This is a genomic window from Amycolatopsis sp. NBC_01480 (assembly GCF_036227205.1).
Classification (GTDB): Bacteria; Actinomycetota; Actinomycetes; order Mycobacteriales; family Pseudonocardiaceae; genus Amycolatopsis.
Window position 1 is genome coordinate 2,560,577 of sequence record NZ_CP109442.1, and the last position, 20,727, is coordinate 2,581,303.

Genomic DNA, 20,727 nt, shown 5'->3' on the forward strand with positions numbered 1-20,727 from the left:
GGCGAACCTGTGGACAAACGTTCTCCGCCATCCACACGCGCGAACGCCCGGTGAGGTTCACCGGGCGTTCGTCACGACGTGTAGACGCGCGGGTCCAGCGTGCCGATGTAGGGCAGGTCGCGGTAGCGCTCGGCGTAGTCGAGGCCGTAGCCGACCACGAATTCGTTCGGGATGTCGAAGCCGATGTACTTCACCGGCACCTCCACCTTCACGGCGTCGGGCTTGCGCAGCAGCGAGACGACCTCGAGCGAGGCCGGATTCCGGCTCGCCAGGTTCTTCAGCAGCCACGACAGCGTCAGCCCGGAGTCGACGATGTCCTCGACGATCAGGACGTGCCGCCCCGCGATGTCGCGGTCGAGGTCCTTGAGGATGCGCACCACCCCGGAAGACGACGTGGACGAGCCGTACGACGACACAGCCATGAACTCCAGCTGGGTCGGCAACGGCAGCGCCCGCGCGAAGTCCGTCATGAACATGACGGCGCCCTTGAGGACGCCGACCAGCAGGAGTTCGCCCTGCCCGTTCTCGGGGTAATCCGCGGCGATCTTGGCCGCCAGCTCCGCGATCTTTTCGTTGATCTGCTGCTCGGTGATGAGCACGGAGGCGATCTCGCCCTCGTACACGGGTCATTCCCCTCGGGTGGTGGGTTCGGGTCCGTTCAGCGAGAGCCTGCCATGGCCCCGTCGCGCCTCCAACTTGCCCGGCAGCCAAACGCCGCCCTGCCCGCGCCAGCGGACGATGAGCGCGTCCACCGACCGCAGGTGCGCGTCGGTCAGTTCACGCACCCCGGAGTCCAGCAGCCACCTGCGGAGAACCCGCCGCCGCAGTGCCGCGGGCTCGGCGGCCAGCACGGCCACGTCCAGACCTTCGGCGCCGCCCGCGCGGGTGAGGATCCGGTCGGCCACTGTGTCCAACGCCTCGGTGTCGTCGCGCAGTTGCGCGGCCGTGCGGGCCAGCGCGGGGGCGACCCCGCCGGCGAGGACGTCCTCCAGCAGCGGCAAAACTTCGGCGCGGAGGCGGACGCGGGTGAAGCGAGGGTCGGCGTTGTGCGGGTCCTGCCACGGTTCGACGCCGAGTTCGGCGCAGGCCAGCCGCGTCTGCTCGCGGGTGATGCCGAGCAGCGGCCGTCCCCACGGCGGGTCGTGCGGCCGCATCCCTGCGAGCGACCGCGGACCGGAGCCGCGGCCGAGGCCCAGCAGGACGGTCTCGGCCTGGTCGTCGAGGGTGTGACCGAGCAACACGAGAGCCTCGCCACGGGCTTCGCGGAGCGCGCCGTACCTCGCGGTGCGCGCGGCCGCTTCGGGGCCGCCGCGTCCGTCTACGCGGACGGTGAGGACTTCGGCGCTCTCGACGCCGAGCTGCTTCGCGCGCGCCGCAGCCTCTTCGGCCACCTTCGCGGAGCCCGGCTGCAGGCCGTGGTCGACGACGAGGGCGCGCGTCGGGATCTGCCGCAGCCGTCCGGCGTTCGCGGTCGCCTCGGCCAGCGCCAGTGAGTCCGCGCCGCCGGAGACGGCGACGCACAGCTCGGCGGGAAGCTCGACGGTGCCGAGGAAATCCCGCACCGCCTTGCGAACCGCCGCGACCGCGCTCACCCGTGCAGACGCCGTACCCAAGCCGCGGGATCGGTGATTTCGGCCCGGGTCGGGAGGGTGTTCGGCGAGCGCCAGACCGCGTTGAAGCCGTCCATGCCGACAGCGTCGACAACGTGCTTCGTGAACTTCGCGCCTTCTTCGTACTGCCGGATCTTCGCGTCCATGCCCAGCAACGCGCGCAGCATCCGGTCGAAGAGGCCTCCGCCCTTGCGACGCGCGGTGAAGCGCGAGCGGATCGTGTCGACGCTGGGCACGACCTGCGGGCCGACGGCGTCCATCACGTAGTCGGCGTGGCCCTCCAGCAGCGTCGAGAGCGCGAGAAGGCGATCGAAGACGGCGCGCTCTTTCGGCGACTGAAGGAGTTCGGCGATGCCGACGCACTTGCCCCGCTGCTTGAGCGCCTCCGGCAGCCGTCCGACCAGGTCGGACAGGCCGTCGGCGGAGTTGCCGGCGATGCCGGTGACCAGGCGCTCGACCTCGTCGGCGAAGTAGTCGCGCAGCCATCGCACGGCGGTGAACTGGAGGCGGTGCGTGCACTCGTGGAGGCAGACCCACAGCCGGAAGTCGCGTCCCGGCACCTGCATCGCCCGCTCCGCGGCCACGACGTTGGGCGCGACGAGCAGCAGCTCCCCTTCGCGCTCGGGGCCGCCGAAGGGGTCGTACTGGCCGAGCACGCGCGAAGCGAGGAAGGAAAGGACCAGCCCGGTCTGTACGCCGGCGCCGCCCGCGAGGATCGGGCCCAGTGGTCCGCCCTGCGCCTCGGGCAGCGCGCGCCCGGTGAGCGCGTCGAGCCCGGACGCGGCCGCCCGCACCCACCCGGCCCGGTCGACCACGGTGCCGGGCAGCAACGGCAGGTCCTGGCCGAGCCCGGTGAGCCCCCGCACGTGCCCTTCGGCCTCCGCAGTCAACTCCCGCAGGTCGACAACCGCCTGCTCGGCCACGTCCCGGGGCACCTGCGGCCCACCCCGCACGAGCAACGCCCCGGTGGACGCCGCGAGGTCCCAGTCGACCATCGGCCGCCGGTGGGTCTCGGTTTCCTGGCTCACCCCTCTGACGCTACCCGGCCCGAGCGCCTTTTCCCGCCTGAGCGCGGGGTTCGGAGCGTGGTTGTGGTCATTTCGGATCCTCCGGCGCCGGAAAATGTCGTACCCGGGTGGTGCACTGGTTCCCGTGATGGAGACGAGGGGGTACCAGGTGTCGAGGTTCGCGGGGAGAACGTGTGTGGAAGGTGAGGTGGTGACCGGCTGAGTCGAGTGGGGAGGTGCGATGACGGCTGTGGCGGCTGTCGCGGTGTGGGTGCGCGGGCCGGGCGCGTAGGCCGGGCGCGTGGGGAGCGGGCTCGGCTGAGGCGGGGCGTTCGACTTTGCCTACTTTCCTTATGCGGCAACGGAAGTAGGCGCATGGCGAGCTGAGGTCGCATGCGGTGCGTGCGCCCGGTCGAAACCCGGGCACGCCGAGGTGGATGCGCTCGGGCCTTGCCTGGTAGCTCGGCCGACGGCGGCGCTCTGCGTCGGTTGTTCCGGTCAGTTTTGGCGGCGCTCTGCCCGGGTCGCTCCGGCCGGTCGCAGCGCCCTGCGCTGGCAGCTCCGGTCGACGGCAAAGCTCGGCGCCGGTCGCTCCGGCCGGCAGCAGCACCCTGCCCAGGCATTCCAGCCAGCCGCAGCGCGCAGCTCGGTCTGGCGCAGCGTGCTACCCAGGTGGCGCCGGTTCGACGCAGCTCTCTGCCTTGGCAACTCCAGCCGCGGCAAACGCGGCCCAGCCAACGGCAGCGCGCGACCCCATTCAGGCACAGCGCGCTGCCCACTGGCTCCGGTCAGTGGCAGCCGCAGTTGCGCAGCGTCGTCGCCAGGACGTCGAGGGCCGCTTGGCCCGGGTTTTTGTCCGAGCCGTTCGACATGAAGGCGAAGACCAGGACCCGGTTGTCCTTGTCCAGTACGTAGCCGGCGAGGGTGTTCACCGACGTCAGGGTGCCCGTCTTGGCGCGGACCCAGCCCTTGCCCGCCGCGGAGTCGCCGGACTGGTAGCGCGGGCCGAGGGTGCCGGCCGGGCTGCCCGCGACCGGCAGGCCCGCGAGCAGCGGACGGAGCTTGGCCGTGTCCGCGGACTTGCCGTCCGGCGCGGCCGCCGCCGCCAGGATCTGCGCGAGCAGCCGCGCGGGCACTCGGTTCTGGTTGGACAGCCCGCTGGTGTCGAACAGCTGCAGGTTGCTCACGTCGAACCCGTGGTCCTGCAGCACCTTCTTCACGGAAGCGCCCGCGCCCGCGAACGACGGGTCGGCGCCGGCCGTGATGGCGACCTGGCGGCCGAGTGCGTCGGCGAGGACGTTGTCGGAGATCTGCAGCAGCGCGTAGGCCAGGTCCGGCAACGGCGCGGACTGGACCTGGCCGAGGACCTTCGCGCCGTCCGGCGCCTTGGCCGTGCCGCCCGCCTGCGCGCCGAGTTTGCCGGCGATCAGCTGGGCCAGCGCGGTGGCGGGCGTGCCCGAGCGCGGCGTCTCGTCGACCTTCGGGTTGATGCGGCCGCCGTCGGTCATCGCGGGGACGATCGGCGCGCCGTAGGTCGACGGCGCGTCACCGGGTTCCCAGCCGGGGGCGGTCTGGGGGCCGGTGTAGGCGCTGAGGTCGAGCTGCACCTTGCTGACGTCACCGCCGGTGGCCTTCTTGACCTGCGCGACGAGGTCGTCGACGTGCGCGTCACCCGGGTACAGCGGCGAGTCCGTGCCGATCGGCAGCGTGGTCAGCGTCGGGTCGCCGCCGCCGACGATGATCACCGTGCCGGGCTGCGCGCCCTGGACGATCTTCGTGGTCAGCCGCTTGGTCGGCTCCATCGAAAGCAGCGCGGCCGAAACGGTGAGGATCTTCGTGGTCGACGCCGGCGTCAGCGCCGTCGTGGACCCGTGGTCCCACAGCACATCGCCGGTGGCCGGGTCGATCACGCTGCCGGTGAGCTGGGCGAGCGCCTTGTTGGCAGCCGGGCCCGACAGCGCGGACCCCACCCCGCCCGCCGACGGTCCCTGCCCCGTCGTATCCGGACCGTGCAACGCGAGGCTGACCGACGCGGCATCCGGGATGTCGCTCTTGGGCGCGTTCGCCGGCGCCCACGGCAGGCCGAGCTTCGTGGACACCTTCGGCATCGCCGCCGCGACGCCCACCGCCGCGAGCAGCAGCACCACAACGGCGCCGATGACCACCAGTTTCTTGCCACGCCTACGTTTCCGCGGCGGCTCGGCAGGCGAGTACGGCTCGTACGGGGGGTCTTGGGGCGGCTCGTCGGCGTACCCGCGGTCGTCGGCCGGGTCGTGGTCCTGGGGCGCGTACTGGCCCTGCTGACTCTGCTGACCGGGCTGACCGGGCTGACCGGGTAGGCCGGGCTGACCGGAAAGCAGCGGAAAGCCCTCGCTGGGCCGCTCGATCCCGACGGTCGCCTCCGCCGGGAACTGCTCCCCAGACGGCTCGATCCGCATCGGCCGAGCCTGGTTCACCGAAGACGACGCCGAAGGCACCATCCCCCGCGGCGGCTCGGGCGGCAGGCCCCGCCGGTCCCCGGGCTCGTCGCCGCGCCCCTCCCGCACGTCGATCTGCTGCGACCAGCCGCCGGGCCGCTGACCCGGTGGGCCGTCATTGCGGAATTGGTCCGGCCCCTCGCTGCGGAAGCTGTTCCACCGCTGCTCTTCGCGGCTCCCGTCGCGCCGGGCGTCGCCAGGTCGCTGGTTGTCCGGCCGCTGGCCCTCGGGCCGCTGGTTATCGGGCCGCTGATTGTCGGCACGCTGGCCATCGGGCCGTTGGCTGTCGGGCCACTGGCCGTCGGGTCGCTGGCCCGCGGACCGCTGGCTGTCAGAGCGCTGGCCATCGGGTCGCTGATTGTCGGCGCGTTGGCCATCAGGTCGTTGATTGTCGGGCCACTGGCCCTCAGGGCGTTGACCCTCGGAGCGTTGGCTGTCAGGTCGCTGGTCGTCCGGGTTCTGCCCGGCGGAGCGCTGACCCTCGGGGTACTGGCCGGCGGGGCGCTGGCTGCCGGGTCCGTCCGGGCGCGGACCGGCAGGGCCACCGTCCTGGCGCTGGCCGACGCCCTCGCTACGGGAGCTGTCCGACCGCTCGTCGGCGGGTTTGGTGTGGTGATCGATCCAGAGGGAGTCCGGACGGCGCTGGGCTTCCTGGTCCGGCTGGCCGCTGTGCCGGTCCGTCCACAGTGACTCCGCCGGCTGGTCGCCACGGCCCTGTGGCGCCTGCTGATCGCCGCGGCTTTGCGGCTCGCCGGTCAGCTCCTCGCGACGATCAGTCCAGATCGACAGCGGACGAGCCCCCTCGCCCTGCGCCTCGCCCTTCCGCGCCGGACGCTCGACCGGAACCCACGGCACCTGCTGCGGACGGACCGGCAACTGCTGCGTCGACTGGTCCGGCCGCTCCGCCTGAGACTCCGCCTGGGACGGCCGGTTCTGCTGCTTCGCCTGGCTCTGCTGGTTTTGCTGATTCGCCTGGCCCTGCTGGTTCGCCTGGCTCTGTTGGTTTTGTTGGTTCGCCTGGCTCTGTTGGTTTTGTTGGGGCGCCTGGCTCTGTTGGTTTTGTTGGGGCGCCTGGCCCTGCTGCTCCGGCTGGTTCGATTGAGACGGCTGGTTCTGCTGGGACGACCGCCCCTGGTCCCCCTGCGATGACTGCGCCACCCCAGGGCCTTGCCCCTGAGCCTGCTGCGGCTGCTGCGGCCTCCAGATCTGCTGGGGCTGCTGGGGCTGCTGGGGCTGAGATTGAGCACCTTGCTGATCGCCAGCGCGGCTGGAGTCGGCTGCGCGCGAGTCGCTGCCCGAACGATCGGCGCCCTCCTGCCGCGGCGACTGAGGTGACGGCTGGGGCTGCTGAGCCTGCGGCCCCTGAGACGGCGGCGGCCACGACTGCGACTGCGCCGAACCCTGCCCCGGTGAAACCCGCCCCGGCTGACCGCCGGAACCCCGCGGGCCGCCCTGCCCCAGCGAGCCCGCCCCGGGCTGTCCCCCGGAACCCGACTGGCCTCCCGGCCCGGACGAACCCGAACCTGACTGGCTCCCGGAACCCTGCTGACTGCCCGACCCCGGCTGCCCACCAGCGCCCTGCACACCAACGCCCTGGCCACCAGCCCCCGGCGAACCAGGCGCCGACGACCCACCCCCACCAGACCCACCCGAACCAGGCCCGCCCGAACCAGCCGAACCCGAGCCCTGCTCCAACCCGTCATCAGGTGTGTTCACCCCCGGAATCAGGTCCGGTGGCACGTTCGGCTTGAACCAGGAGCCGGGCGGGCCGGGTGTGACGTTCGGCACGGCGAGCCGGTCGGTGACGGTCTGGCCGGGCTTCGGGATCGGGAGGCGAGCCGTCGCGCCGCCGCCGCGTGACGACGTGTCCTCGTCACCATCGGGCCACATCGGCTGGTCGTTGTCCGGCACCCACCACTCCTTCTCACCTGCCCCGGGAGGGGCCAAGCTCACATGCCGCCTAGCCGACATCCATGGGACCGACCGGCGGGGCGTAGTCCACACTAGTGACGTCAATGAGGTGATTACGGTTGCCGCCCACGACGCGTGGGATACCGAGATTCGAGAAGTAGCGAGGACGGCCGTGGAGTTCGACGTCACGATCGAGATCCCCAAAGGGGAACGCAACAAGTACGAGGTCGACCACAAGACCGGGCGCATCAAACTGGACCGGACCCTGTTCACCGCGACCCAGTACCCGGCCGACTACGGCTTCATCGACGACACCCTCGGCCAGGACGGCGACCCGCTGGACGTGCTCGTGCTGGTCCAGGAGCCGACCTTCCCGGGCTGCCTGATCCGCTGCCGCGCGATCGGCATGTTCCGGATGACCGACGAGAAGGGCCCGGACGACAAGGTCCTCGCCATCCCGACGAACGACCCGCGCCTCGAGCACCTGCGCGACATCCACCACCTCAACGAGTTCCACAAGCTCGAGATCCAGCACTTCTTCGAGGTCTACAAGGACCTCGAGCCGGGCAAGAGCGTCGAGGGCTCGTCGTGGGTCGGGCGGGCCGAGGCCGAGGCCGAGATCAAGCGCTCCTACGAGCGTGAGGTCGACCGCCTCGCCAAGCTCGAGGTCGACGGCGCCGAGCACTGACAGCCGACGCAAGAAGGGCCGTTCACTCAACCGAGTGAACGGCCCTTCGGCGTTTTAGTGGAACCGGCTCAGTGCGCCAGCGCCAGCTGGGCCGCGTCTTCCTCCGAGCGCTGCTCCATCGCCGACTTGTCCGACAGCGGCTTCTCCTTCAGCAGCCAGACCAGCGCGAAGCCGATCGTCAGCACGATCCCGCCGGCCACGAACACCGTGCTCATCGAGCTGGCGAACCCTTCCAGGATCGGCCGTGCGAGCACCGGGTCGAGCGAGGAGAGGAACGACGTGTCGTTGACGTCGAGGCCGCCCGCCATCTGCTTCGCGAACTCCGGGTGCTGCGCCAGGGCCGCCACGTAGGACGGGGTGGCCAGCGCCGAGCGAACGGCCGCCGCGATCCGGTCGCCGACCGTGGCGAACAGGATCGAGAGGAACACCGCGGTGCCCGCCGTGCCGCCGATCTGCCGGAAGAACGTGGCCGAGGAGGTCGCCACGCCGATGTCCCGGGGCGAGACGTCGTTGGTGGCCGCCAGCTGCAGCGTCTGCATCGAGGACCCGAGGCCGAGCCCCATCACGAACGCGATCGCCATGACCACGCCGAGCGGGGTGTCGACGCCGATCGTGGCGAGCCCGAACAGGGCCGCCGCCATCAGGCCGAGCCCGGTCACGGCGAACGCCTTGTACCGGCCGGTCCGCGAGATCAGCGCGCCGCTGCCGAGGCTGGCGACCATGATCCCGAGCGTCAGCGGCAGCATCTGCAGTCCGGCCTGGGTCGGCGAAGCGCCCTTGACGATCTGCAGGTACAGCGGCAGCGACATCATCGCGCCGAACATCCCGATGCCCTGGATCACCGTGACCATCGTCGCCACCCGGAACACCGGCCGGCTGAACAGCCGCAACGGCAGCAGGGCGGCGTCGCCCATGCGGCGTTCCTGCAGGATGAACAGCACCACGCCGATCAGGCCGACCGCGTACATCGCCAGCGACGTGGGCGAGCCCCAGCCCCACTCACGGCCCTGTTCGGCGACGACCAGCAGCGGCACCAGGCCGAGCGCCAGCGCACCGGCGCCGAGGAAGTCGACACGCTGCTTGACGCGCACGTGCGGGAGGTTCAGCACCTTGCTGACCACGACCAGCGCGGCCAGCGCGATCGGCACGTTCACCAGGAACACCCAGCGCCAGCCGGTGAGACCGGCGAACGAGTCGAGGCCGGCGAAGAAGCCGCCGACGACCGGGCCCGCGACGCTCGAGATGCCGAAGACCGCCATGAAGTAGCCCTGGTACTTGCTGCGCTCACGCGGCGCGGTGATGTCGGTGATGATCGCCAGCGCGAGCGACATCAGGCCGCCGGCGCCGAGGCCCTGGAACGCGCGGAACGCGGCCAGCTCGTACATCGAGCTCGCCATGCCGCTGGCCAGTGAGCCGACGAGGAACAGCGAGATCGCCGTCAGGTACATCGGCTTGCGGCCGAAGAGGTCGGACAGCTTGCCGTACAGCGGCGTCGAAAGCGTCGCGGTGATCAGGTAGGCCGTGGTGGCCCAGGCCTGGAGGCTCTGCCCGTGCAGTTCGTCGGCGATCGTCTTCATCGCCGACGAGACGATGGTCTGGTCGAGTGCGGCCAGGAACATGCCGAGCATCAGCCCGGACAGCACGGTGAGGATCTGGCGGTGCGAAAGCCGGCCGTTCGTCGCGGCGCCCCCTTCCGCGGTGATGGTGTCGCTCATCGGGTCTCCCTGAGGTTCCGGAGTAGTTGCTTGTACCCCTCAACTACTTGCCGGATGCAAGTGTTCCCGAAAAGCTTGTATTGGGCAAGCAAATTACCCTGTGACGCTCGTCTCCGGCCGCTGACCAGCAAAAAGGGCCGTCCGCGGGAAGCGGACGGCCCTCTCGGCGGTGAGCGTCAGGCGGAGTAACCCGGGATGGGGAACGGCGCCAGGAACTCGCGGATCTCGGCCGCGATGGTGCCGAGGGCGGCCTCGTCCTGGGCGGCCGCGGCCGTCACGGTGCGGTCGATCCACTCCGCGACCTGCGGCTGGTGCTCGGGCCGGAGCCCACGCGTGGTGATGGCCGAGGTGCCCAGCCGGATGCCCGAGGGGTCGAACGGCTTGCGCGGGTCGAACGGCACCGTGTTGTAGTTCAGCTCGATGCCCGCCCGGTCCAGCGCCTGCGCGGCCGGCTTGCCGGGGACGGCCTTGTTCGTCAGGTCGATCAGCAGCAGGTGGTTGTCGGTGCCGCCGGAGACGAGGTCGTAGCCGCGCTCGATCAGGGCGTCGGCCAGCGCCTTGGCGTTCGCGACGATGGCGTGCGCGTATTCGGCGAACGAGGGCTGCTGCGCCTCGCCGAGCGCGACCGCGATGGCCGCGGTCGTGTGGTTGTGCGGACCGCCCTGCAGGCCGGGGAAAACCGCCTTGTCGACGGCCTTGGCGTGGTCGGCGTCGGACAGGATCATCGCGCCGCGCGGGCCGCGCAGGGTCTTGTGCGTGGTCGTGGTGATCACCTGCGCGTGGCCGACCGGCGACGGGTGCGCGCCGCCCGCGACCAGCCCGGCGATGTGCGCGATGTCGGCGACCAGCACGGCGTCGACCTCACGCGCGATCTCCGCGAACTGCGGGAAGTCGATGGTGCGCGGGATTGCCGTGCCACCGCAGAAGATCAGCTTCGGCCGGTGCTGCCGGGCGAGGTCGCGCACCTGGTCGAAGTCGACGCGCCCGGTCTCCTTGCGCACGCCGTAGCGCACCGGGTTGAACCACTTGCCGGTCGCGGACACGCTCCAGCCGTGGGTCAGGTGGCCGCCGTCGGGCAGCGCCATGCCGAGCACGGTGTCGCCGGGCTGGGCGAACGCGAGGTACGCGGCCAGGTTCGCCGGGGAGCCGGAGTACGGCTGGACGTTCGCGTGGTCGACGCCGAACACGGCCTTGGCGCGCTCGATGGCGAGCGTCTCGATCGGGTCGACGAACTGCTGGCCCTCGTAGTAACGACGGCCGGCGTACCCCTCGGAGTACTTGTTGGTGAGCACCGTGCCGGTGGCCTCGAGCACGGCCTGCGAGACGTAGTTCTCCGACGCGATCAGGCGGATCTTGTCGTGCTGTCGCTGGGCCTCGTCCTCGACGAGCTCCGCGATCCTCGGGTCCGTCGCGGCGAGTGCGGACAGGGCAGGCTGATGGGTCATGGCGTACTCCGGCTCTGCAGTGGCCCTCACCCAGGCGCGCGGTGCCGGCCTCGTCGTCGCTTCCCGGTGGTGCTCCACCTCTGATGGCGCCAGTCGCAGCTGCGTGCCGGAGTTTAGTCGACGCCGGGCCCTGCCCGGGCAGAACCGGCCACGAGGTCGACCGGCTCCGCCCGGGATCGGCTAGACGGGCTCGGAGCCGTCGCGGTGGCGCCGCGCGAGGTCCTGGTAGATGCCGGCGTTGTGCTCCACCCACATCCGCGCGGAATCGGTGAGCGGCACGAACTTCTTGGCCGGGCTGCCCATCGCGATCGTCTCGGCGGGCACCTCGGTCCCCGGCGTCACGGTCGCGCCGGCGGCGACCAGCGAGCGCGGGCCGATCACGGACTTGTCCAGCACCGTCGAGCCGTTGCCGATCAGCGCCTGCTCGCCGACGGTGCAGTCGTGCACCAGGCACTGGTGCCCGACGGTGACGTTCTTCCCGACCTCGGTCGGGGTCCCGCCGCCGGAGTGGATCACGGAGTTGTCCTGGACGTTCGCGCCCTCGCGGATCACGATCGGGCCGAAGTCGGCGCGGATCACGGCGCCGTACCAGACGGAGGCGCCCTTCTCGACCGTCACGTCGCCGATGAGGGTGGCGGTGGGGGCGATCCACGCGTCCGGGTGAACCTGCGGGCTGGCGCCCTCGAAGGAGAACAGAGGCATGCCCGCACCCTAAGCGGCGTCAGCGATAGTTCGCGAAGCAGAGCGCCTCGACGTCCGCGCGCAGGCTCTCGACGGGCCGCGGCCGCACGCGCTGCTGCACCACCGCGCCGAGCAGGTACGAAAGCAGCGCGCGGGCGCGGGCCCGCGGGTCGTCGACGTCCAGCGGGGACAGCAGTTCGGTGAGCAGCTCGGTGATCGACGTCAGCATCGCGTCGATGGCCTGTGGGTGCTGCGCGCGGCCGGCGGCGATCCAGTACTCGAACCAGAGGAACGCGCCGTTGGGCCGCTCGGCGAACTCCGCGAGGTACGCCTCGGTGACGGCGAACAGCCGCTCGCGCGGGTCCTCGTACTTCTCCGCGACGGTGCGCAAGCCGGCCGCGAAGGTGTTGATGTGCGCGGCCATCGCGCGGTCGATGAGCACGTCGATGTCGGCGAAGTAGTAGTGGACCGCGCTCTTGGTGAGCGGGCCGGCGTCGGCGATGGCGCGGACCGTGCACCCGGCGAGCCCGTCTCTGGCCAGCACCACGCGCGCGGCCTCGACGATCTGCTCCTGCTTCTGCAGCTGGTTGGGCGACAGCTCTGCGCTGCGACCGGGTACGGCGCTCACGGTGATCCTCGTTACGTTATTCAGGACGATAGGCCCGAATCCTAGGGCAGATGTCCCAGCCTGCTCCCCCGGGTGAAAAACCGGATTGGCCACCCCGGTCCGTAACGCGGACAATGCGCGGCATGGTGATCTCAGGGGACAAGGGGCTCAGCCCGGCAGCGCGCCGGCAGCTGGAGAAGGAAATAGCCGACCTGCGCGCTCAACGGGCGGCGCTCGCGCCGCAGCCGGGAGAGCAGGAACGCACGGGGGACGCGGCGGACCAGGCGGACGTGATCGACCGCGCGGAGTCCGCCGCCCGGTTGGAACGACAGATCGCCGACGTGTCCGCGAAGCTGGAGCACGGCGCGTACGACAGCAATTTGCTCCCCGACGGCACTCGGGTGTCCCTCCGCTACGCCGATGGCGACGAGGAGGTGCTCAACGTGGTGACCATCCCGGGTGAGGACGTGGACTCCCTGACCTCGGACAGCCCGCTGGGCTTGGCCCTGGTCGGCGCCAAGGCGGGCGACGAGATCACCTACCGCACGCCGCGCGGCCAGGCGAAGGCCACCGTGCTCGAGCTGACCCCGCCGAAGGACTGACCCCGCTGGACTGACCACAGTGGACCAGAAGGCCGGAGTCGCCCGCAGTGGGCGGCCCCGGCCTTCGTTGTCCCGACGAGCTTTTGACGGCTTTCGTCAGTTGGCGCCGCGCTGATCGATCGTCTCCGGCTTGTAGGCGTAGACCGTGGTGCCGTCGCTGGAAACGTGCCAGACCGCGTCGCAGAGCTTGTCGGTCTTGGTCTCCTGGCCGTTCGGCCACCAGTCCGCGGTCAGCGTGGGCGCGGTCTTCGGGGCGGGGCCCGGCAGGCAGGTGGCGGGCAGCTTGGCGCCGGCGGCGGTGTAGCGCAGGATCCGCTCCGAACCGGTCGTCCGGATGACCTCCGAAACCGACTGGGCCTGGTCCGGCACCCAGCCCGGCAGCTGGACGTCCCGGCTGGCCTTGCCCTCCGTGCCGGTCTGGTACTCGACGGTCTTGACGTGGCCGTTCGCCTTCTCGGTCACGGCCTCGCTGAGGCTGCACCCCGCCAGGGCACTCGCCACCGCGACCCCGGCGACCGCCACGCCGGCCCGGACCGCCCTCTTCCCGATGAGATTCATGGGACCGAGTCAACCGCCCCGCGGACCCGGCCACATCGGTCTTCCGGCCGGTCGTCCCCGGCCATCCGACCGACCCGGGCGCCGCTGCCCCGGCCAGTCGGCGGGCCCTGTTACGGAACGGTCGAACGGCGATCGAGCTACGCGGACATGGGCCGAACATCCTGCCGGGTATGCGAATTCGATCTCTGTTCCTACCGGTCGGCGCCGCGCTCGCGCTGACCACAACCGTGCTGGGCGCCCCGGCGCAGGCCGTCGTCGGCGGCACCGAGTCGACCCAGGCGTACTCGTTCATGGGCTCGTTCCAGCCGGCCTATCCCGCGCCACCGCGCGCGGACGGTCACGGCTGCGGAGTGGAAGTCCTTGCGCCGCAATGGGTTCTGACCGCCAGCCATTGCGCGAGGACCCCGACCCTGGCGAAAGTGGGCGTCCCCCGTGATTGGAAGGTCCGCATCGGGTCGTTGGACACCACGTCCGGCGGCGAGGTCGCCAAGGTCGACCATTTCTACCGGCTGTCGAATTTCCAGGACGAGGGCGGGATTTGGGGCAAGGACCTCACGCTGATGCACCTGAGCACCCCGGTGCAGGCCAAGCCCATCCGGATCGCGTCGGCCACGCCGCGGGACAACACGCCCGCCCGCATCCTGGGCTGGGGCATGACCTGCGACGACATGAACAATCCCGCGTGTTTCCCGACGCGATTGCGGGAAGCCGACACCGCCGTGCAGCCGATCTCGACCTGCCCGTCGGCCAACGCCGGGGAGCTGTGTGTCGGCAGCCGTGACGGCAGCGTCGCCGCGACCAACATGGATTCCGGCGGGCCCGCGCTGGTCCGCGAAGGCGGCCAGTGGAAGTTGGCCGGCGTGGTCAGCGGCCCCGGCGGCACGAACGCGCCCACGCTCTTCACCGACGTCACCAAACACGTCGACTGGATCAAGGGCATCATGAGCGGCACCGACGTGCCCCCGGACGACCCGATCCCGAACGTCGAGGGCTCGGTGGACCTGTCCGGCTGCATGGGCTCGGTGGTCCGCACTGCGACTTCCGCGCCGGACGACCCGGCGTTGCTGCTCACCAACGGCCACTGCGTGCAGGGGCAGCGCCCCGCGCCGGGAGCCGCGCTGGTGGACCAGCCCGCCGACCGCAAGATCGCCGTCGACGACCGTGAGGGCTACCCCGGGGCCACCGCCCACGCGAACCGCCTGGAGTACGCGACGATGACCGGCACCGACGTCGCGCTCTACCGCCTGGACAAGACGTACGCGCAGCTCACGGCCGAGGGCGCGAAGATCTTCCAGCTCAGTTCCACTCCTGCCGGGCCGGGCGACGCACTGTCCATGGCCAACAGCGGCCGCCGTTTCGCCTGCACCGCCGAGGCCGTGGTCCCGCACCTGCGCGAGGGCGGCTACCAGCAGGACAACTCGATCCGCTACGCCACCAGCCCGGACTGCATGCCTTGGCACGGCACGTCCGGCTCCGCGCTACTGGCCGCCGACAACACGACGATCATCGGAATCCACAACACCCACAACGAAGCCGGCGACCAGTGCACGGACAACAACCCCTGCGAGGTGGCCGCGGACGGGACCGTGACTTCGGTGCAGGGCCGCGGTTATGGCCAGCAGGTCAACGTTCTCACCGCTTGTCTGACCACCGGTTCGAAGCTGGACCTTTCCCGGCCTGGCTGCGCTCTCACCGGCGCGACGAGGTGATCAGTCCAGCGGGTTCCGTTCCGCCCACCGGGTGAAATCGACGACGAGACTCCGTAGTCCCCGCTTTGCCTTCCGCTGAACGAGTCAGGCCCCATCCGATGATCTTCGGATGGGGCCTGACCTGCGGAGCCGCCTAGGGGAATCGAACCCCTGACCTATTCATTACGAGTTCCCCATACATGGCATAATATGTCCTCGACCAGGCACTTCAGTTCACAGTCCATGGACCGAGCTGCCTTGAACTGCCCTGATGCACCCTGGTTCGGGCCACCGTCCGGGCCACGCGACATGTGTCCGAACTCACTCATCTCGCCTTTGACGCGCCTGTCGGACCCGTCACCGACAGTCGCCGCCCTGAGCACCCTCGAACCAGCCTAGGTCGGCGCAGCCGAAGCTCGCCTCAGGCGAGGCGTACAACTGGGCCGCCATTGCGCGAGCCCCGAACCCGTGCACCGACTCGCCGACGTCATCGCTGGACAGTCGCATAAAGGGCGACATTGTTGGATTATTTCATCCTTCAAATAGGGATCTATTCAATCTAACTCTGGTGACCTTCCTCGATTCGACTCCACTCGGGGTAACTAGTCCGCTACGGTTGTCAATGCAGAATCGGCGAGCTCGGCCAGCCGACTACGCCGAAGCGATGACGGGGTGCGAGGGGAGCATCGTATGGGAACAGCGGGTGGCAGCTCGCCGCCGGATCGACACGCGCAGACGCCCGAGGACATCGACCAAGCGATGGGGAACGCGCGCCTGGCAGCCATGCAACACACACCAGGCCAGCCCGGCTCCCCATGGACTCCAGACGTCTTCGCCGGCGCAGGTGTGTCCGCCGATGCGACGAACTCCGCGAGCCAGAGTGGATACCGATTCGATCCTGGGAATATCACCAAATTGATATCCCGGTGGGAGAATGTGCTCCAAGGGTTGCAGGATGACCAGAAAATTCAGGAAATGGCGTTGGCTGCCGCGCAACCGCCGTCGCCCGACCAACCCGCAGTTCAGCAGGCACGACTAGCGCAAGCGTCGATACAGGAAATGATCGACCATAATGTTTCGATGCAGCGCAGCGCTTTCGCATACATCAATGCATTAAAAAAAGCAAACGGCAGCTACACTCAACACGATGCCGAAGTCGCAGAAGCTCTCGGAAAAGTCAATCCGAGCAATCCCCCCACCAGTGGAATGTATCAATAGGACGGCCGTGAATCGCTATCAAATTCGCCTTACAGTAGCCAGCGCGGCAAGCGTCGGGGTTGTTCTCGTCGGCGGATGCTCCGGCTCGACTCCGGGGACGGCAAATCCGGCACCTCCAGGAGTCAGCCAAAGTGGTCCGTCCACCTCGACTGGAAGCCAGAACGTCGAGGCCCCTAAGGTTTCCACTCCGCTGACCGTGGACAAGTTCCTTGCGGATCCGTGCAGCATGCTGACACCGACACAGCTGTCCACGATGCAGCTCAGCCAGCCGAAGGCTGATTCGGCTTCCAGCGGGATTGGCTGCGGGTGGCGGTTCGGCGATGGATACACAGCCGTCAGCGCATCGTTTCTGACCACCGTCAAGGACGGTCTGACAAATGCCTACAGGCAAAAAGGCACCGGATATTACAAAGATGGCTACTTCGAACCGACCGTCGTGAGTGGATTTCCGGCAGTACTGGCGAACACCGCAGATCGCCGCGATCAAGGGCAGGTCACCATGCTGGTTGGCCTTTCGGATCAAACTGAAATGCTGGTGCTGATTCAGGGCACGCCCGGCAGCAATGCCACGACAGCAGCCACGAATGTGACAAAAGCTATCCTTTCCACCGTCCAGGGGGCGCAGTAACATGGCGGGACAGTCGATGTCCGGGCAGCAGATCTACGACAACTTCGCCAATGCCGTAGGGCCAGACGGGCTGGCACATGCGGCCGATTGCGTCACTGAAATCCAAGGCCGATACGACGACCGCGCGACAGAAATTCGGTCGTTGGCTACCGCCATGGAGGAAGGGTGGGTCGGCGACGCGGCTGGCGCGGCTTCGCGGGGTGCAGGTCCTTTAGCTGTCGAGCATGCTCATGCTGCGGGAGCTGCAACCCTGGCGCAGGCGGGTCTGACGACACAGGCATCTGCGTGGCATTCCGTCAAGGCCAAGGTTCAACCGGTTCCGCCGGTACCGCAAGCTCCGCCGCCGATGTCGGGTTTCTTCGGTCTGCAGAGCGCGATCGACGCCGACATCGAAGGCAAAACCCAGCAGAGCAACAATGTTGCGACGGCGAACGTGGCGGCGATGAAGTCCTGGTCAGCGGCGTCGGACGAGACCGGGCGGCTCATGCCCACCAGCTACGGCCAAATCGACCCGAACGCGATGAACATCAGCACCACGCAGGCGCCCGCGGTTCACGGCCCAACCGGACACAGCGGCAGCACGGGTGGGGCAATACAGTCCGGCCATGTCGCGGGCTCGACTGCGTCGCACGGCGGTGATGCCTTCGCACCGAGCAATAGTCAAGACCTGTGGATGAAGATCTTTTAGGCGGCTGCGGGTGGGATGTGTTCGGTGGGGCGTTCGACGAGTTTGCCTGCCTCGAACCGTGCGCCGGCACGGACGAGGGCGACCAGGTGGGGCGCGTTGACCGCGCGCCAGCGAGCCTGGGCCGCTTCGATGAGCTTGAATGCCATCGCCAACCCCGCCGCGCGGGAGCCAGGACCCTTGGTGACCTTGGTGCGGTGCCGCACGGTGGCGAAGGTTGACTCGATCGGGTTCGTGGTCCGCAGGTGGATCCAGTGCTCGGCCGGATAGTCGTAGAACGCCAGCAGCACGTCAATGTCGTCGGTGATCTTGGCGGCGGCCTTGGGGAACTTCGCGCCGTAGGCGGCATCGAACGCCTTCACCGCGTCCAGGGCGTGCCGGCGGTCTTCGGCGTTCCAGATCTGCGCGAGGGCCTTCTTCGCCCCGGGATGCGCGGACTTGGGCAGCGCCGCCAGCACGTTGGCGATCTTGTGGAACCAGCAGCGCTGCTCCCGGGTCTCGGGAAACACCTCCCGCAGCGCGCCCCAGAACCCCAGTGCCCCGTCGCCCGCGGCCAGCACCGGGGCACGCATCCCGCGGCGGCGGGCATCGCGCAGCAGATCCGCCCAGGACTCGGCCGACTCGCGGTACCCGTCAGCCAGCGCGACGAGCTCCTTGCGGCCGTCGGCGCGCACCCCGATCATCACCAGCAGGCACAGTTTCTGCTCTTCCAGGCGGATGTTGACGTGGATCCCGTCCGCCCACAGATAAACAAAGTCCACAGTGGACAGATCACGTTCGGCGAAGGCGCGTTGTTCGGCCTTCCACTGCTCGGTCAGCTTCGTGATCACCGGACCCGACAGGCCCTTCGCCGACCCGAGGAACTGACCCAGCGCTGGCACGAAGTCCCCCGAGGACAGGCCGTGCAGGTACAGCAAGGGCAGCACCTCGGTGATCTTCGGGGTCTTGCGTGCCCACGGCGGCAGGATCGCCGAGGAGAACCGCTCGCGTTCGCCGGTGTCGGGGTCGATGCGCTTGTCGTTGACCCGCGGCGCGGTCACCTCGACCGCGCCCGCGCTGGTCAGCACCTCGCGCGGTTCGTGGTGACCGTTGCGCACCACCAGGCGATGCCCGTTCTCGTCACGCTCGCCGGCGAACCGGGCAATGTAGGCCTCGACCTCGGCCTGCAACGCCTCGGCCAGCATCCGCCGCGCGCCTTCACGCACCAGCTCATCGATCATCGACGACGCGGACGAGCCGCCCGCCGCACCGTCATCACCAGCAGCAGGATCAGGGACTACGCTCAGCATCGGGTCGTGCCTTCCCGGCCGACGTTGGCGCGTCGGCCATGCTTGGAAACCTCATCCGGTCACCGGGAAGGTACGCCCCCTTCCCAGCCATCCACAGGTTTCAAGCATTGCTCCTTCGCACCAGGTGCCGGGACCACCACCTCTGGACCGTCGTCCGTGCACGGCAGTGCAGCCTCGCCGAGCACAGCCGGTTCCGGCGGGGACCAGTCAACGGTGCCGAACAGCTACGTTGCGCCAAGTGCGCAGACCGGGCTAGATCCTGGCGGCGCGTCGAACACCCCTGGTCTATACCGCAGCGGCATTCTGGATCCGAATCCTCAAGGGAGCCAGGGCAGCAGTGGCTCGTGGAACCCGAGCGGGCTTGCCGTCGGCGGCGCGGGCGGCACCGGTTCATTCGACGCCGGCACCGGCTCAGGTGGCCGCCCCGGCGACAACGCGCTGGGCGGCGGCCGTGGCAGCGGGATCGGCGCATCGTCGGAAACGGCGGCATCTCGCGGGCCTGGCGGTGCCACAAGCTCGCAGTCGGGTCGCCCGGGCAGCGGAGGTGTCGGCGGGATGGGCGCAGGCCGCAAGGCCGAAGAGGACGAGGAACACGAGCGGAAATACATACAGTCCGACGATGAGCTGTTCCTGGCAGCGGACGACGGCCAGCGGCTAGTGGATCCGCAGACCGGGATGGCTGCAAGCCCGGCAGTGATCGGCGAAGCTCCCAAGAAACGGGTGTAGCGCCGATGTGGTTTCCCGAACCGGTCGGCTTCGCCGCAACGGACCTCGCGGCGTTAGTGACCGGTGAGACGGGCGCTGATCTGCACGTTGTGCTGGCTCCGCAGGCGGAGTGGCATGACTCGGAGGCGCAGACGGACGCAGACAAGCGGCTCGCGGAACTGCGAAGCCGATACGACGGGCCGACGCGCAGCGTGGACGATCCAGAACTGGCCGACGTGGCCGAGCTGTTGAGTCAGCCGCCGCACGCCTGCTACGGCTGGTTCAGTGACGGCTCGCAGCACTTGTCTGCGTTGGCCGCCGGATCGTCGTGGTTCGGATTGATCGCAATCCGGGACGGCGACGAGATCTGGGTGCGGACGTTCCGGCCCCAACGGCTCAGCACCGTCTTGGCGGATGTGCTGCCGCACGATCACGTGCGGTCCAACGCGCAACCGGTCACGGTGCTGCGCAGCGAACTGCTCGAAGCCCGGAAAACCGGCTTCGCGCGCAACAGTGCGGTACGGCAGGCTGAACGGATCATCGCCGACCCGCCGTTGGTCAGCGCCGAGCTCTATGCCGAGCAACGCGATCGAAACGGCCGTCACCGCTGTGAGTTCCCTCTACGGGTCTACGACACCGCTGCAGGGCGGTGGGCGTTACAGATCAGCAAGCATTACGACGAGGAGCGGTGGGACCTCTCAGCAGCTACTACGGCGCGAGTCGCTGACCTTCTCGACGGGCTTCACTCACGACAGGACGCTTGATGACCGTGGATATATTGAAAGCTCTTGGGATCAGCAACGGCCAAGATGTCGTCAAACGGCAGCAGCGCCTTGCCGAGGTCGACGCAGAACTCGCCACGCAACGGTTCCGCGGAGCCTCCCGTGACAACACCGCGACCGCCATCGTCACCGGTCGTGGGGACATCTTCGAAATTGTCATTCGCGACGACGCATTGCGTTCATCTCATCCGGAACTGGTCGGCCCCGCCGTCGTCGAAGCGCTCACTCAGGCTCGGATCGCGGCCGGGCAGCACGCGCGCGCTGAAGTGTTGGCGGTGACTCACCCTGACACGCCCGTGCCGGATCCTTCGCCCGCCGCGCAAGCCGCGCCGCCAACGGCCTCGGCCCCGTCGACCGTGGACACGCGGAGGCCACGAATCCAGGACGACGACGATTTCAGCGATTACGACTTTCTGGATCCGGGAGAGTAA

General features: G+C 69.2%; 20 protein-coding genes and 1 riboswitch. Of the genes, 10 read left to right on the forward strand and 10 right to left on the reverse strand.

Translation table 11 applies throughout. The features are described from left to right. Positions 1 to 71: 71 nt before the first annotated feature. From hpt to dacB, 4 genes are all read right to left on the reverse strand, one after another. Positions 72 to 623, reverse strand: a complete 552-nt coding sequence (hpt, locus tag OG371_RS12140; protein WP_091617139.1) for a hypoxanthine phosphoribosyltransferase — start codon at positions 621 to 623, stop codon at positions 72 to 74. 3 nt (positions 624 to 626) lie between these two features. Then, the gene (gene tilS, locus OG371_RS12145; RefSeq protein ID WP_329068589.1) at positions 627 to 1,592 is read right to left on the reverse strand and encodes a tRNA lysidine(34) synthetase TilS; all 966 of its coding nucleotides are present in this window, start codon (positions 1,590 to 1,592) and stop codon (positions 627 to 629) included. Next, positions 1,589 to 2,605 (reverse strand): zinc-dependent metalloprotease, encoded by a 1,017-nt coding sequence (locus tag OG371_RS12150; protein ID WP_329073024.1) that lies wholly within the window; start codon positions 2,603 to 2,605, stop codon positions 1,589 to 1,591. Before OG371_RS12150 ends, tilS begins: the two co-directional genes overlap by 4 nt. An 800-nt stretch (positions 2,606 to 3,405) precedes the next feature. Continuing rightward, entirely contained in the window at positions 3,406 to 5,163 is a 1,758-nt protein-coding gene (gene dacB / locus OG371_RS12155) for a D-alanyl-D-alanine carboxypeptidase/D-alanyl-D-alanine endopeptidase (RefSeq protein ID WP_329068591.1), read from the reverse strand. A gap of 57 nt (positions 5,164 to 5,220) precedes the next feature. Between dacB and OG371_RS12160 the strand changes: the two genes are divergently transcribed. Next, the gene (locus OG371_RS12160) at positions 5,221 to 5,784 is read left to right on the forward strand and encodes a hypothetical protein (protein WP_329068593.1); all 564 of its coding nucleotides are present in this window, start codon (positions 5,221 to 5,223) and stop codon (positions 5,782 to 5,784) included. A gap of 1,393 nt (positions 5,785 to 7,177) precedes the next feature. Then, positions 7,178 to 7,693 carry an inorganic diphosphatase gene (locus tag OG371_RS12165; RefSeq protein ID WP_329068595.1) on the forward strand — a complete coding sequence of 172 codons (516 nt, stop codon included), beginning with the start codon at positions 7,178 to 7,180 and terminating at the stop codon, positions 7,691 to 7,693. A 68-nt stretch (positions 7,694 to 7,761) separates the two neighbouring features. Here OG371_RS12165 and OG371_RS12170 read toward each other — a convergent pair whose 3' ends face one another. From OG371_RS12170 to OG371_RS12185, 4 genes are all read right to left on the reverse strand, one after another. Further along, positions 7,762 to 9,408, reverse strand: coding sequence for an MDR family MFS transporter (locus tag OG371_RS12170; RefSeq protein WP_329068597.1), 1,647 nt, complete (start codon positions 9,406 to 9,408; stop codon positions 7,762 to 7,764). Between the two features lie 176 nt (positions 9,409 to 9,584). Further along, on the reverse strand, positions 9,585 to 10,853 hold the full coding sequence (gene glyA / locus OG371_RS12175; protein WP_329068599.1) for a serine hydroxymethyltransferase: 1,269 nt from the start codon (positions 10,851 to 10,853) through the stop codon (positions 9,585 to 9,587). Between the two features lie 21 nt (positions 10,854 to 10,874). Beyond that, a riboswitch (ZMP/ZTP riboswitch) is annotated at positions 10,875 to 10,960 on the reverse strand. A gap of 73 nt (positions 10,961 to 11,033) precedes the next feature. Next, complete coding sequence (locus OG371_RS12180; RefSeq protein WP_329068601.1) at positions 11,034 to 11,555, reverse strand: gamma carbonic anhydrase family protein; 522 nt, start codon at positions 11,553 to 11,555, stop codon at positions 11,034 to 11,036. Positions 11,556 to 11,574: 19 nt separating this feature from the next. After that, positions 11,575 to 12,162, reverse strand: a complete 588-nt coding sequence (locus OG371_RS12185; RefSeq protein WP_329068603.1) for a TetR/AcrR family transcriptional regulator — start codon at positions 12,160 to 12,162, stop codon at positions 11,575 to 11,577. 122 nt (positions 12,163 to 12,284) lie between these two features. Here OG371_RS12185 and OG371_RS12190 point away from each other — a divergent pair, with 122 nt between their 5' ends. Then, complete coding sequence (locus OG371_RS12190; protein WP_091617488.1) at positions 12,285 to 12,743, forward strand: GreA/GreB family elongation factor; 459 nt, start codon at positions 12,285 to 12,287, stop codon at positions 12,741 to 12,743. Between the two features lie 96 nt (positions 12,744 to 12,839). Here the strand turns inward: OG371_RS12190 and OG371_RS12195 are convergent, their stop codons facing one another. Beyond that, the gene (locus OG371_RS12195; RefSeq protein ID WP_329068605.1) at positions 12,840 to 13,301 is read right to left on the reverse strand and encodes a hypothetical protein; all 462 of its coding nucleotides are present in this window, start codon (positions 13,299 to 13,301) and stop codon (positions 12,840 to 12,842) included. 170 nt (positions 13,302 to 13,471) lie between these two features. Here OG371_RS12195 and OG371_RS12200 point away from each other — a divergent pair, with 170 nt between their 5' ends. From OG371_RS12200 to OG371_RS12215, 4 genes are all read left to right on the forward strand, one after another. Continuing rightward, positions 13,472 to 15,010: a trypsin-like serine protease gene (locus tag OG371_RS12200; protein ID WP_329068607.1), complete on the forward strand. Its 1,539-nt coding sequence runs from the start codon at positions 13,472 to 13,474 to the stop codon at positions 15,008 to 15,010. A 669-nt stretch (positions 15,011 to 15,679) separates the two neighbouring features. Then, complete coding sequence (locus OG371_RS12205; RefSeq protein ID WP_329068608.1) at positions 15,680 to 16,207, forward strand: hypothetical protein; 528 nt, start codon at positions 15,680 to 15,682, stop codon at positions 16,205 to 16,207. Beyond that, positions 16,137 to 16,835, forward strand: coding sequence for a DUF3558 domain-containing protein (locus OG371_RS12210; RefSeq protein ID WP_329068611.1), 699 nt, complete (start codon positions 16,137 to 16,139; stop codon positions 16,833 to 16,835). Before OG371_RS12205 ends, OG371_RS12210 begins: the two co-directional genes overlap by 71 nt. 16 nt (positions 16,836 to 16,851) lie before the next feature. After that, positions 16,852 to 17,523 (forward strand): hypothetical protein, encoded by a 672-nt coding sequence (locus OG371_RS12215; RefSeq protein ID WP_329068613.1) that lies wholly within the window; start codon positions 16,852 to 16,854, stop codon positions 17,521 to 17,523. On the opposite strand, the gene OG371_RS12220 is transcribed toward OG371_RS12215, so the two are convergent. Next, on the reverse strand, positions 17,520 to 18,809 hold the full coding sequence (locus OG371_RS12220) for an IS256 family transposase (protein ID WP_329068180.1): 1,290 nt from the start codon (positions 18,807 to 18,809) through the stop codon (positions 17,520 to 17,522). The two genes, OG371_RS12215 and OG371_RS12220, sit on opposite strands and share 4 nt — an antisense overlap. Before the next feature lie 213 nt (positions 18,810 to 19,022). Here OG371_RS12220 and OG371_RS12225 point away from each other — a divergent pair, with 213 nt between their 5' ends. The 3 genes from OG371_RS12225 to OG371_RS12235 are packed head-to-tail and all read left to right on the forward strand — an operon-like array spanning position 19,023 to position 20,727. Further along, positions 19,023 to 19,535 carry a hypothetical protein gene (locus OG371_RS12225; protein ID WP_329068615.1) on the forward strand — a complete coding sequence of 171 codons (513 nt, stop codon included), beginning with the start codon at positions 19,023 to 19,025 and terminating at the stop codon, positions 19,533 to 19,535. 5 nt (positions 19,536 to 19,540) lie between these two features. Continuing rightward, entirely contained in the window at positions 19,541 to 20,278 is a 738-nt protein-coding gene (locus OG371_RS12230) for an ESX secretion-associated protein EspG (protein WP_329068617.1), read from the forward strand. Next, on the forward strand, positions 20,278 to 20,727 hold the full coding sequence (locus OG371_RS12235; protein ID WP_328604954.1) for a YbaB/EbfC family nucleoid-associated protein: 450 nt from the start codon (positions 20,278 to 20,280) through the stop codon (positions 20,725 to 20,727). The genes OG371_RS12230 and OG371_RS12235 overlap by 1 nt, the downstream gene beginning before the upstream one ends.